Origin of the sequence: Spiroplasma endosymbiont of Andrena trimmerana, assembly GCF_964019575.1 — a bacterium.
GTDB lineage: Bacteria > Bacillota_I > Bacilli_A > Mycoplasmatales > VBWQ01 > Spiroplasma_E.
This window is the reverse complement of the sequence record NZ_OZ026455.1, coordinates 809,277-822,646: the sequence shown is the minus strand read 5'-3', so window position 1 is coordinate 822,646 and position 13,370 is coordinate 809,277. Positions and strand designations below refer to the sequence as shown.

The 13,370-nt window shown below is 21.5% G+C and carries 15 protein-coding genes; 9 read left to right on the top strand and 6 right to left on the bottom strand.

From position 1 onward, the window contains the following. Positions 1-95: 95 nt before the first annotated feature. On the bottom strand, positions 96-1,673 hold the full coding sequence (locus AACL03_RS04830) for a hypothetical protein (protein WP_338980771.1): 1,578 nt from the start codon (positions 1,671-1,673) through the stop codon (positions 96-98). Positions 1,674-1,879: 206 nt separating this feature from the next. Here AACL03_RS04830 and AACL03_RS04825 point away from each other — a divergent pair, with 206 nt between their 5' ends. Further along, entirely contained in the window at positions 1,880-3,124 is a 1,245-nt protein-coding gene (locus AACL03_RS04825; RefSeq protein ID WP_339038937.1) for an ISNCY family transposase, read from the top strand. On the opposite strand, the gene AACL03_RS04820 is transcribed toward AACL03_RS04825, so the two are convergent. Continuing rightward, entirely contained in the window at positions 3,023-3,583 is a 561-nt protein-coding gene (locus tag AACL03_RS04820; RefSeq protein ID WP_339039633.1) for a hypothetical protein, read from the bottom strand. The two genes, AACL03_RS04825 and AACL03_RS04820, sit on opposite strands and share 102 nt — an antisense overlap. Before the next feature lie 295 nt (positions 3,584-3,878). On the opposite strand from AACL03_RS04820, the gene AACL03_RS04815 reads away from it, so the two are divergent. The 3 genes from AACL03_RS04815 (at position 3,879) to AACL03_RS04805 (ending at position 6,585) form a co-directional block, all read left to right on the top strand. Continuing rightward, entirely contained in the window at positions 3,879-4,829 is a 951-nt protein-coding gene (locus tag AACL03_RS04815; protein WP_339038665.1) for an IS30 family transposase, read from the top strand. A gap of 216 nt (positions 4,830-5,045) precedes the next feature. After that, positions 5,046-5,789 carry a hypothetical protein gene (locus AACL03_RS04810; RefSeq protein WP_338959250.1) on the top strand — a complete coding sequence of 248 codons (744 nt, stop codon included), beginning with the start codon at positions 5,046-5,048 and terminating at the stop codon, positions 5,787-5,789. Positions 5,790-5,805: 16 nt separating this feature from the next. Then, positions 5,806-6,585: an alpha/beta hydrolase-fold protein gene (locus AACL03_RS04805; RefSeq protein ID WP_339039631.1), complete on the top strand. Its 780-nt coding sequence runs from the start codon at positions 5,806-5,808 to the stop codon at positions 6,583-6,585. 6 nt (positions 6,586-6,591) lie between these two features. Here AACL03_RS04805 and AACL03_RS04800 read toward each other — a convergent pair whose 3' ends face one another. Next, positions 6,592-6,870, bottom strand: a complete 279-nt coding sequence (locus tag AACL03_RS04800; RefSeq protein ID WP_286641432.1) for a SemiSWEET family sugar transporter — start codon at positions 6,868-6,870, stop codon at positions 6,592-6,594. 132 nt (positions 6,871-7,002) lie between these two features. Here AACL03_RS04800 and AACL03_RS04795 point away from each other — a divergent pair, with 132 nt between their 5' ends. Then, positions 7,003-7,668, top strand: a complete 666-nt coding sequence (locus tag AACL03_RS04795; protein ID WP_339039628.1) for a hypothetical protein — start codon at positions 7,003-7,005, stop codon at positions 7,666-7,668. Between the two features lie 235 nt (positions 7,669-7,903). On the opposite strand, the gene AACL03_RS04790 is transcribed toward AACL03_RS04795, so the two are convergent. Then, entirely contained in the window at positions 7,904-8,854 is a 951-nt protein-coding gene (locus AACL03_RS04790) for an IS30 family transposase (RefSeq protein WP_339038665.1), read from the bottom strand. A 148-nt stretch (positions 8,855-9,002) separates the two neighbouring features. Then, a complete protein-coding gene (locus AACL03_RS04785; RefSeq protein WP_339039626.1) occupies positions 9,003-10,163 on the bottom strand; it encodes an Mbov_0401 family ICE element transposase-like protein in 1,161 nt (386 codons plus the stop codon). 73 nt (positions 10,164-10,236) lie between these two features. Here AACL03_RS04785 and AACL03_RS04780 point away from each other — a divergent pair, with 73 nt between their 5' ends. The 4 genes from AACL03_RS04780 (at position 10,237) to AACL03_RS04765 (ending at position 13,011) form a co-directional block, all read left to right on the top strand. After that, entirely contained in the window at positions 10,237-11,943 is a 1,707-nt protein-coding gene (locus AACL03_RS04780; RefSeq protein WP_339039624.1) for a hypothetical protein, read from the top strand. Between the two features lie 150 nt (positions 11,944-12,093). Next, positions 12,094-12,441 carry a hypothetical protein gene (locus AACL03_RS04775; RefSeq protein ID WP_338980898.1) on the top strand — a complete coding sequence of 116 codons (348 nt, stop codon included), beginning with the start codon at positions 12,094-12,096 and terminating at the stop codon, positions 12,439-12,441. Between the two features lie 15 nt (positions 12,442-12,456). Then, on the top strand, positions 12,457-12,663 hold the full coding sequence (locus AACL03_RS04770) for a hypothetical protein (RefSeq protein WP_339039622.1): 207 nt from the start codon (positions 12,457-12,459) through the stop codon (positions 12,661-12,663). A 192-nt stretch (positions 12,664-12,855) separates the two neighbouring features. Next, positions 12,856-13,011: a hypothetical protein gene (locus AACL03_RS04765; RefSeq protein WP_339039620.1), complete on the top strand. Its 156-nt coding sequence runs from the start codon at positions 12,856-12,858 to the stop codon at positions 13,009-13,011. A 23-nt stretch (positions 13,012-13,034) separates the two neighbouring features. Here AACL03_RS04765 and AACL03_RS04760 read toward each other — a convergent pair whose 3' ends face one another. Next, positions 13,035-13,370 (bottom strand): hypothetical protein, encoded by a 336-nt coding sequence (locus AACL03_RS04760; RefSeq protein WP_339039618.1) that lies wholly within the window; start codon positions 13,368-13,370, stop codon positions 13,035-13,037.

The following is a 13,370-nucleotide window of genomic DNA, read 5'->3' as shown; positions in this document are numbered from 1 at the left end:
AGTAAAATTATATATTTTTTATAAATGTAAATATAAAAAATATATAATTTTACTCTTTTTAACAAAACTATTAAAATTATTTTTAAAACAATATTTTATATTGAATAACTTCGTTGTTTTGTTACTGGACTAATTGGGGGTTGTATATCAGAAGAATTAACTATAACACTTAAATCAAAATTTTTAGCAACAGGATTAGTAACTGTTGGTTTTGCTTTATCTGGATTTTCTCACGTTATTTTATTACTTAATAGTTTATTTATTTTTTGCTTTTTCCTATTATCTAATTCTTGTTTTAAAATATTAAATTGTCTTTCTAATTGAGTTTCTACTTTATCACTTGTCAAGTCTCTAATTATTGTTTTAAATTCTTTTTTATCTTTTTCAATTTTTTCTTGATTTTTAAACATTTTATTATAAATTCATGAATCAACTTTTTTTATTGCAGTTGAAACTGTTGTTGCAGCAGTTTTAATAAATAAGCCAAGCGTAATTGAAATTAAACCAACTATAAGTTTGTCTTTTAATTCTGTTGCAATTTCCCTCCTTACAAAGGGTAAACAAGAAATCAATATTGGAACACCAACAGAAAGTACTGAAATAACACCCCACATTGTGAATTCCGCTATAGATGGTTTTTCTTTACATTCTGTTTGTTCTTTTATAAACTCTTTGATTGGTATTCTATCAAAATTATTATTATTATTTATTAATAAAAGATCATTTTTGTATTGACTTAAATTTTTATATTGTTTTGTTTGCGTTAATATTTGTATATTATCATTATCAAAGTTGTGAAAAAACATTATTTTTTCTGAAATTGATTGATTATTATGTATAAAAGTTGTTATATAATAACAATTATTATTTATTGTCAAAATTTCTTCATATATTTGTTTAACTTTTTTACCATTTTCAATTTTTTCTTGTTTAATTTCGTTTTCTAATTTTAATATTTTATTTTCATATTTTAATTCTTTTTGTAGAATGTTAATTTTATTAAGTTTAATTTTTAGTTTTTTTATTTTTTTTCTATTTTTTGTTAATATTTTGGTTTTGTTCTTTTCATCATTATTTAAAAATTGTTTAATATCATTTTTTAATTCATTTTGGATATTGCTATTTATCTTTTGATATTCATTTAATTGTTCTTTTCTTTGTTTTAATTTCCTTAACCTAGTTGTTTTTTCTTTAATTTCATGTTCATATTTGGCTAATTCTCTTTTTCTTTTCTTTAACGTTTTTTTACCAAATAATTGACCACTAACTATTGCATTTTTAATTTTTTCTAAATTTTCCTTTGCTTTTTTTAATTCAAATTCAATTTTTAAAGTTTCATCATTATTTTCTTTTTGTAAATTTAATATTCTGTGTGCTCTTGCTTCTTCAATTATTATTTTCTTTGCTATTTGTTTATCAAGATCTAAAATTGTTACAGAATTATATCTATACTTTTGTGATCCATTTTCAATTATTTTAGTTTGTGATATTTGACTTGAATTAAAAGAACTAGTAAATTCAGTATTATTTATATTTTTTTTATTTTTTTCAAATCTTATTGTTAAGCCCCCATGTCTTGCTTTTATAGCAATTTCTGACTTATTTAAAATATCATTTATTCTTTGTTGTTTAATGATTTGATGAAATGTTTGCAAATTTGTTTTATCAGCCATTCTTTTTTCTCCTTTTTTTAAACAAAAACCCATTTACTTTAATTTAAAGTAATGGGTGATATAAACTCAATAATAATTATATGTTATCAAATTTTGTCTTTTTTACAACAAATTTCCATAATTTTGTCATTATTTAGTGATAATTTCCTATTAGTTATCGAGCAAAAATTTCCCAAAAGTAAAGTTAAATATACTTGGTGATAAATATGGAAAGAAGCATGACTATGAAAGAAAAATATAAGTTTAATATTATAAATGACATTATTATTAATAAATTATCTAAACATCAAGCTAAGAATAAACTTAACCTAACTATTAGAAGAATTAACCAATTAATTCAAATTTTCAATAGAGAAGGTAAAGTTGGTTTTATTCATAAATCCCGAAATAAAATTTCTAATAAAACAACAAATTTTGAAATCAAAATTAAGATTATAAATTTATATAAAACCAAATATTATAATTTTAATTTTCAACATTTCCATGAGAAATTAAACAATGAAGAAAAAATTAAAATTTCATATAGTACACTTTATACTATATTAATTAAAGAAAAAATTACTTCACCAAAAAGACATAAAAATAAGAAAAATAACTTGCATCCTACAAGAAACCGAAGAACAAATTTTGGTGAATTAATTCAAATGGATGCAAGTAATCATCATTGATTTGGTAAGGATAAACCAAAAGCTTTTTTACATGCTGCAATTGATGATGCTACAGGCAATATTGTCGGACTATGATTTGATCATCAAGAAACATTAGATGGTTATTATAATGTTTTTTATCAAATTTTAACTAAATATGGCATACCAAAAACATTTTATACTGATAATAGAACAGTTTTTGGATATAAAAAACAAATCGATGCTGGCAAAATAAACACGGAAAATGATACTTATACTCAATTCCAAAAGTCTTGTAATGATTTAGGTGTTGAAATTATTAGAACTTCCATTCCACAAGCTAAGGGTAGAATCGAACGCTTATTTGGAACACTTCAAAGTCGCTTAATTAGTGAACTTAGACTTAATAAAATTAAAAATTTAGAAGAAGCTAATCAATTTCTTAAAATATATATAAGTATTTTTAATAAGCAATTTGCCTTACCTATTGATAATAATAAATCTGCTATGATTAAAGCTCCAAACCAAGAAGAAATAAATATTTATCTTTCAAGATTTTCTAAAAGAAAAACGGATAGTGGTTCAACTATAACATATTATGGTAAAAAGTATTTTCCTTATAAAAATAGCAAAGTTCAATACATACAACCTAGAACTGATGTAATTGTACTTAAATCGTTTATTAATGAGTTATATCTTAGTTATAATCATCAAATATATGAATTAAAAGAAATAGCACCAAAACCAATTATCAAAGAAGATTTGATAAAAACTAAAAAGGTTTATATACCAAATAAAAACCATCCTTGAAGATATGGATACTAATAATACCAAATTAAAATTAGATAAAATTCTTTTTATGGGAATAGTATTTAAAGCACCATTAACAATAGTTAATGTGTTTTCACAATTTAAATTTGATTTATTTTCTAGATTTAGAAGTCTGTTGTCAAGTTCATTAACTTGTTTTTTTAAAGTTTCAAAATCTGCTTTGATTCCTTGAATATTTTTGTTTAATTCATCTAACTTTAATTCATGTTCAATTAAAGTTGAAATATAACTTCAATCTCTTATATAACCTTTTATTATTTCTTTTTCTTGTCTTTTTCAATTATATAATGCTTGAGGATTAAATGTTTTAGAATTATTGATTGCTTGTGGTAAAGTAGAATTTCATTCATTTATATGTGCAAATCATTGTTTAACTTTTGAATCATTTGCTATAATATTTGAAATTTCATTAAATTTATCTTGTGTTACATAGGTAAAAGTTGGTTTTGTCAAACCATAAGAATAGGGACTAAAAGTACCAACAATTATTTTTTTTCAAAATAGCCAATAAAGTGTGAGTAATTAGATTTATCCAATAAATAAACTTCTGATAATTTAAAATTATGATATTTTTTCTTTATGGCACTTTTAATTTCGTTATCAACGTTATGATTAATTTTTCCTAAATTAATTTTTATATCTTTGCTGAGTTATACTTGTAAGTGCAAGTAAATAAAATTGCAAAAAATTCTCATATAAAAATTTCATAATGCTAAATTTAGTTTAGAAAAAAGTAAGGAGTTTTTATATGAGTTATAAACATCTTGGCATAGATGAAAGAATTTATATTGAGAATCAATTGAAATTTAAATTTAAAATTAGTGAAATAGCTAAAAATCTTAATCGAAGTATTAGTACTATTATTCGAGAAATTAATAGAAATAAAGATAATAATCATTATTTTTCATTAATTGCACAAAATAAAGCTGAAAATCGAAAACAATCACATATTAGTTTTCATAAGTTTAAAAATAAGAATTTAGTAAAATATGTACAACAAAAATTACTATTAGGTTGATCACCTGAACAAATTTATGGCAGAATTAAAAATTTTCATAAAGAATGAGTTATTAGTTTTAAAACAATTTATACTTGAATTTATTTTGGAATGCTTGATAAAGTTACTAGTAAAAATTTAAGAAGAAAAGGTAAAAAACGAAAATCTAAAGAAAATCGTGGCAAGTTTAATGGTAAATCAATTAAAGAACGAGATATAAATGTTAATGATCGTATAACACTTGGTCATTGAGAAGGAGATACTATAGTATCATCACGAGGTAAAAGCAAATCATGTTTAATAACTTTAGTTGAAAGAGTATCACGATTTACTTTAGCAATATTAGTTAAAAACAGAACTACTAAAGTTATTAATAAAAATGTCAGTTATTATTTATCAATTCTTCCTAAAAACATTGTTAAAACTATTACTTTTGATCGTGGCAAAGAATTTTCAAATTGACAACAACTTGAAAAAAATTTAGATGTAAAAATTTATTTTGCCAATCCATATTCACCTTGACAAAGAGGTACTAATGAAAATACTAATGGTTTAATTAGAGAAAAATTTCCTAAAAAATTTATTTTTTCAAAAACTAATAAAAATGAAGTTCATAAATTTATATTGTCTTTAAATCAAAAACCGAGAAAAATACTAAATTATCTTTCACCAATCGAATATTTGGATAGAAAAATAATTTAGTTGCACTTACCTTTACAATTTAGCAGTTAAAAATGAATTTAAAAAGTTATTATTTAAAATAACTTTTTATTTTTATATATTAAATATAATTAATTATCAATGATATTATTGGCAATTAAATATAATAAATAAGTAACATTATGTACTTATTTATTTCAATGTTATAATTATTTTAAGATTAAATTTAAAAATATATAATTAGATTGGAAGTAAAAAATGATTCCCGAATATCGATTATTTAACCATCTTTTGCTTTTAAAAAGTAATTATTTTTTTAAGCGCGAAATTAAAAAAAAATTAGGTCATTTAAAAGCAAAAGATTATCGTAATACTTATAACTTAATATTTAATAGTAATCAAAATTTAATGTTTATGAAAATAGTAAGTGTTTATTTATATTTTAATAAAATTTCTTATAAAGAATATTTAAGATTAGTTGCAAATTTTATATTAACTATTTCTGCTTTAATTCCTACTTTTAAGCGTCAAGAAAAACAGTTAGATGATTATCAAAATGCCAAGGAACTTTTATTATTACTTGGATGTAAAGACCAAATAAAAGTTTGGTTTGATGATACTTCAAAAGTAGTATTACCTGATTTTTTGGTAAATAATTCTAATTTGAAAAAAGAAAGTTTGCTCATAATTAAAAGATTGGTAAATATTAGTGGTAATATTTTTATTAATTTAACTAAGAATGAAACAAACATAAAAAATAATTATGAGTTTGGAAGTTTATTAATGTTATTTTACTTGTTGGATTTAGAAACTAGAAAAACATTGCTGACAAAAGATAGTACTGATTTAAATTTAAAAGCTTTTTTTTCATATGAAACTTTATTTACTAATAAGTTGATAATTTTAGATGAATTGGTTAAATGTGCTATGCGCTTAGAACAAACTAATTTTAATTTTTATATTAGAATAATGAATTATTCTTTGTTAGGAAATTATCAATAAATTAAGGAGAAAAAATATGAATAATTATGATATAAAAGTTGAAAATATTAAAAGTAAATTTTTAAACATTAATAAAGATATTATTATTGCTTTACCTTCTATTTATGATCAAAATATTGCTTATGAAGTTTATTTAGTTTTTGATGGTAAAGATATGTTACTTAATAGTAATAGTAATATTTTATTTGAAAATAATAGTAATTGTATTTTTATTGGTATTGGTAGTACCAATAATATGACTCGTTTTAATGATTTAGCAACTTATACCAATGATGATGTAAAAATATTAATGACAAAATATTTTCCTGAATTAAAAAAAAGTAACATTGATTTTCTTGGTGGTAATGGTAAAAATTACTTAGAATTTATTATTAATGAGGTTATACCATTTGTTATTAAAAAGTTTAATTTAAAAATTAAAAATTTAAATGCCATTGGTTGTTCTTTGGGAGCATATTTTTGTTTACAAATGTTATATTTATCAAAATTACAATTTACAAAATTATTATTATTTTCGCCAGCAATTTGATTTAATTCACAAATTATTGAAGATTTAAAAACTAAAGTTTTAAATAATAATCAACCTTTAATAGTTGAACTATGGGTAGGAAAAAAAGAACCAAAGTTTTTTGAAGGCAAATTAGTAACAAATTATGAAAGTAATACTATTGAATTAAAAAAAATATTAACTAATAGAAAAATTACTACTAATTTAGTAATTGATGAAAATGGTAGTCATGGTTTTAAATGATGAATTAAATATATTAATGAAAATCCTTTAATTCTTATTACCTAATTGAAACTATGGTTTTTCTTTTTTTCTAAAAATATTATTAATTTTTAGAATTAAAATAATACTTGCAAAAAATAATACAATAGTATTAGTTGTAATAATAGCAGGTTGATTAGACAATATTGCAAAAATAATTCATGTTATTGCTGATAGTACAAAAATAATATACATATATAATGATAATGATTTTGTATCTCTGGTGCGAATTATTTTAAAACTTTGAGGAATTAAAACAATACTAGTTAAAATTGCTCCAATCCAAGATAAAATATTAATTGTAAGTTCCATATCTTTCTCTCCTAAATTCTTACTATATTTTAGTATTCTAAATGTTATTATAAGATATTAATGGTTAAGTTGATAGTAAAAATAATAATTTTAAGTATAATTATTTTAATAAATTAATATATGGGAGGAAAAATGAGCAGAAATAATAGTATTATAAAGTTTAATGAGAATGAATTAAAAATTATTAAAGAAAATATACATTCAATTTATAACAAGATTTTAAATACTTCCTTTAAGCGAATGTTTATAAGCAATGTATATAAAATTATTGCTTATATTATTTTGGCATTAGGTTTTTTTACTATTATGTTAGGGATAATTTTTCTGAGTAGTTTATTACCTGAAAAAGTGTCTAGCACATTTTATTTAGTAATAGTTATTATTGGTATTATTTTTATTTTAGTTGGAACATTGTTAGTAACAGTTGGACAAACTTTTTCTAAAAAAATAAAACGAGAATTTTTAGAATATAATATTAATTATTTAAAAATGGCAGTTAATTCTACTTTTAAAGCAGTTGAAATTACTAATGTTACTAATAATTTTACCATTGTACCACAAAAATTCTTAGTTATTGGTAGTGATTTTAATCATCGTGTTTGAACTGAAAAAGTTATTATTGGTAGTATTAATGATAAAAATTTTAATTGTGGAACAACCTTAGAAAAGATTACTAGAACTTACAAGACAGGAAAAACTACAACTACTAGTACTACATATAATCGATATCTTTATAAAGAATATAAATTTTTAACCCTTTACTTTATTTTTGAAAGTAAGTGGTTTTTTTATCTCTAAAAAGAAAGGACAGTATATATTATGAAAATTTTGGGAGCGTACCGAAGATGTCAATAAGATTTAAATTTGTCTGAAAATTATAAAGTTAGACGAGAATAATTTTGACTTCAATATGCAATTGTATGTTAATCTTAACACTTGAAAAATATTAGTCAACAATAATACTTACTTTTATAACTCAAAAATTCTTATTAAAATTTTTTTAATAAGTGCTAAATTGTAAAGGTAAGTGCAACTAAATTATTTTTCTATCCAAATATTCGATTGGTGAAAGATAATTTAGTATTTTTCTCGGTTTTTGATTTAAAGACAATATAAATTTATGAACTTCATTTTTATTAGTTTTTGAAAAAATAAATTTTTTAGGAAATTTTTCTCTAATTAAACCATTAGTATTTTCATTAGTACCTCTTTGTCAAGGTGAATATGGATTGGCAAAATAAATTTTTACATCTAAATTTTTTTCAAGTTGTTGTCAATTTGAAAATTCTTTGCCACGATCAAAAGTAATAGTTTTAACAATGTTTTTAGGAAGAATTGATAAATAATAACTGACATTTTTATTAATAACTTTAGTAGTTCTGTTTTTAACTAATATTGCTAAAGTAAATCGTGATACTCTTTCAACTAAAGTTATTAAACATGATTTGCTTTTACCTCGTGATGATACTATAGTATCTCCTTCTCAATGACCAAGTGTTATACGATCATTAACATTTATATCTCGTTCTTTAATTGATTTACCATTAAACTTGCCACGATTTTCTTTAGATTTTCGTTTTTTACCTTTTCTTCTTAAATTTTTACTAGTAACTTTATCAAGCATTCCAAAATAAATTCAAGTATAAATTGTTTTAAAACTAATAACTCATTCTTTATGAAAATTTTTAATTCTGCCATAAATTTGTTCAGGTGATCAACCTAATAGTAATTTTTGTTGTACATATTTTACTAAATTCTTATTTTTAAACTTATGAAAACTAATATGTGATTGTTTTCGATTTTCAGCTTTATTTTGTGCAATTAATGAAAAATAATGATTATTATCTTTATTTCTATTAATTTCTCGAATAATAGTACTAATACTTCGATTAAGATTTTTAGCTATTTCACTAATTTTAAATTTAAATTTCAATTGATTCTCAATATAAATTCTTTCATCTATGCCAAGATGTTTATAACTCATATAAAAACTCCTTACTTTTTTCTAAACTAAATTTAGCATTATGAAATTTTTATATGAGAATTTTTTGCAATTTTATTTACTTGCACTTACAAGTATAACTCAGCAAGTTTTATTTTATTTTTGGTTTTTTAAAATCTTTAATTTTAATTTATAATAACTGGATGGCAGTATTTATTTGATAGCATTTAAAATTAACCATTTTTGTATACATATCAATGTTATAGGTTCTATCACCAATCATTTTCTTTAAAATTTGTTTAATATTAGTTTCAGTAAAGCAACCAATATTTTCAACTAATGCTTGGTTTAATACACCATCTTTTGCATTAATAAAATAACCAACTTTTAATTTTTTATATTGTAAAGTTAATGATTGTAAAAAATCAATTAATTCATAATATTGACCTTTTTCAAATAAATTTATTGCATTTTGATAGTGTAATTTAGCAATTTGATTTTTTCTTCTTCCTGCCATTATACCAAGAAATAAAACATGAAAAGCATGAAATTTATCTAAAATAAATTTAGCATTTAAAATTGTAGCAGTTTTTCTAATTCATTTAGCACTATCACCACAAACTATTAAATTTGCTTGATCAAAGTTTTCAAAAAATAAATTACCATATTTTTCAATTAATTTTGCAGTTTTTTCAGCACCAATTTCTGTTTTTGATACTCTTATTTGACATGCAGCTCTTTTATTAATTAATTTTCCATTTTTCTTTTTACCAGTACAAAATACTATTAATCTCATAGAACATTTTTTACAATTTTTAGTATTGTGTTTTTCATTAAATTTAAATTTTCGATGTCCATCATCAATATTAATATATAATGTTTGATTTGGTTGTAATACAATTTTAGGAATATTAACTTTTGGTAATTCAAATTTTTGATATGTTCTACAAACTGTACTAGTACTTATTAAGTCTTCAATAAAAGTATCGCAAACATCACGATATTTTTTATCATCAGCAAAATATTTTAAAATTTGTTTAATAACATTTGGTGCAAGTTTGCTATATTTTTTAACACCAAGATAATTCTCTAATAAAGATACGTATTCAATTTTTTGTGTTTTTTTGTTATAATGTGTACAAATACGTCGTTTATAAGTTAATAAACCTTTTTTTGCTTTTAATTTTCTTTTTCTAAATCTATATGATTTATATTCAGATTTATCACATATACTTCATAAATAATCATCTATTTTTGCAAATAGTTCTTCTGTTTGTTTTAAACTTAATTCATCTTGAATAAAATCGTGTTTGTCTCAATCAAAATGATTGGGAAATGGTAATATAAACATTTTTAATGTTCCTTTCTAAATTTTTGTTTGTTAATAATTTAATTTTAATTTTTTTTAAAAATAAGGAGTAAATATGGCTTTTATTAGTAGTTATGCACAATTAAATAAAAAATATAATCTTAATTTTAGTGATAATAATTATGGTTTTAGTTGAGATATTTTTAAAAAATTTGTTGGTGATGAATGAGCAGAATTTTTTACAACTAATTGTTTTTATCGTTTTGTACCAACAGCACGAGGAACAAGAAAAACTTGAAACTGTTTAGCATTTGATTTATTTATATGTTGTAATTTTAGTGATAGTAGTGTCCAAGAAGTAAGACGCTATGAAAATACTCATAATGAAACTACAATTGGTGCTTTAATGAATGTTTGTCAAGTTTTACTAGATACATATAATCTTAATTTATTACCTAATAATCCACATGGCATTAAATGAAAAATTACTAAGGATGGGGGATGTATTATATTTCCAAATAATCAACAAATTGATTTTATTGGTTATGCTAATGGTAATAAATTTTTTGGAAAAGAAGCAGGTGGGTCAAGTTTTTTAGGTTCAAGAACAGATGAAATAATCATGGCAGAAGAAAAAGAAACACTTACTGATAAAGAATTAACATATCGCTATGAGAGATTAGAAATATCTATGTTTAGAAGTAACAGAATTAAAGTTTCAAAAAAACCAATTAAAGAGTGAAGTTGAACATTTATTGATAAAAATATATATAGTCCTACTTTTGGACAAAAGATTACTCGTTATTTTTATAAATACTTTTTTATGACTTTTACATGTAATCCTTATGATAAATATCATCCATTTTATTTAAAATACTGTACGCCATTTTTACCATTAAATGATGAAGTCATGGGAAATCTTAAAAAAGTTGGTAAAGTTTATTATGAAAATAAAGATATGTTTAGTGGTTTAGGTTTATTTGTTTTAAGATTTACTATTCAACCATTTTGAGATAAGTTAATTGATATTCAAAAAAGAAAATTATTAGAAATGAAAAAAAGTAATCCTGATGAATTTAATACTGTTTTTTATGGTTTTGAATTTTTAGATAGTGATGCAACAATTTTTCCATTTCAAAAAACAGTAAAATATTGACAACCATATGATTTAAAACAATTTTATAATAAAGAAAAAGATATGTATAAATTTGATTTTTATTCTGTTGGTGTTGATTGAGCAACTGGACATAAAGACCATACTGTATTTATGGTCATTGGTTTTAAAGAATATAATAATACTGGTTATTATGATGCTTATATTATTTGTGAATTAGTAGTTACTGCAAATGATTTTATCAATGAAAATGAAAAAATTAATGCTTATGTTAATGAAATTTTAGGATTAATGGATAATTTTGAAAATTTTGAACAAGTAATTTATTTTTATGATGATAAAGCACGAACAGCAATAGATTGATTAAATCAAAAATTAATCGATGAATATAATACTATTTTAATAACACAAACTGCTATTAAACATGCTTCAAATTTAAATCAAGAAGCAGGATTAACTAATAGAGTAGTATGAATGAGAAATATTATGAGTTATGGAAACTTTTATGCAAATAAAGATGATTTGCCAAAAACTACTCAATGTTTAGAAGAATTACGTTATGATGAAACAAAAACTAACATTCCTGACAAAAATATGTATCAAGACCCTTACGATGCATTATTTTATGCACTATATCCATATAAAAATGTCATTCGTGGTAAAAATAATGCTACTGTGAAAAAAAGTATCTTCACATTTGCTATATAACAAACAAGTACAATATAATTAATAGTCTAGGTCTCATGAAATAAACTTCTTTAATTTAGGCGTTATTTTTTGTTTTAAAGTATACTTGTAAAAATAATGAAAAATCAGTACAATTTAAAAGTAAAATTAAGAAATAAGGAGTATTTTAATATGAGTGAATTTGAAAAACAAAAAGTAGAACAATCTATTAAAGATTTTAAAGAAAATGTAGAAAATTGTTATGTAAAAATTTCTTCTTTAGAAAATAAAAAAATATGAAGTATTGATTTTTATGATTGAAATAAAGAAATAAATTCTAAAATAAAATTACAAAATAATATAATAGAACATTTTAATGAAAAAATATCAAAAAATAAAGAATTATTATTAAAATTTAAAACTAAAAATATAAAACCTTTTTTCAAAAAAGGGATAAATAATTATGATAAAAAAATAGAAAAAAGTAAACTCACTAATATTAATAAAGGTCAAAAAATAAAACCAGAAATATTATTATAGAAAGGAAAATAAAAAATGAAAACATGAATAAAAATAAATTTAGGTAGAATAACATTAGTATTGGTTACTTTAACATTAATTATCGCTACAACTGGTTTAATACTTGGTGCAAAGTCTAATAGCAAAACAAGCGAATTATCTTATTATTTAGATTATGATTATGAAGCTCACTGGGGGGGGCTCCTATTTGAGCAGAAAAAGTTAGTAATTATCATAAAATAAAATTGTATTTTGGAATTAAACCATCAAAACAAGACGATATAAAATGAAATGGTATTTATCCTGATGGATATTTTGATAAGTAAAATAAATTTTAAGGATTTTGAACTATGATTGATGAAAAATTTTTAATTAAAAAAATACAAGAAAAAATTAGAAACAATAGTAAATTTTTTAAATTTTTAGAAACAGAACTTGAAAAAGAAGAATGTAAAAAAAAATCCTGATGAAAACTTTATTTTTAATACAATGCAAATGATGGCACGTGCTGAAGTGACAATTGCTGTCTATAAAGATGTAATTAAAATAATTAAAAATAAAGAATTTGATAATAATGATTTGATTAATTAGAAATATTTTATATATAATTTAAATTATATTTCAATATTGATATAAGAAGTGTTTTCGATATATTTATCAAATAAATTTATATTAGTTAATTTTATATTTTGTTTATTTGTTATTAAAGTTAATTCATAATTTCCAGAACCAAATATGCCACTTATTTCAATCCGGTTTAAGTTATAAATCGGATTTTCGATTTGTAATTCAAATTCACTATTATTATCAATTTGTGAAATTTCTTTATAAAATTCTAATTTTGAAAATAATTGTGATTTATTTGAACCATATAAATTTAAAGCATTTTCAATTTTATTAGTAAAAATAATTGCTCTTGTAAAGTATTTTCCATATTCACCATTACCCAA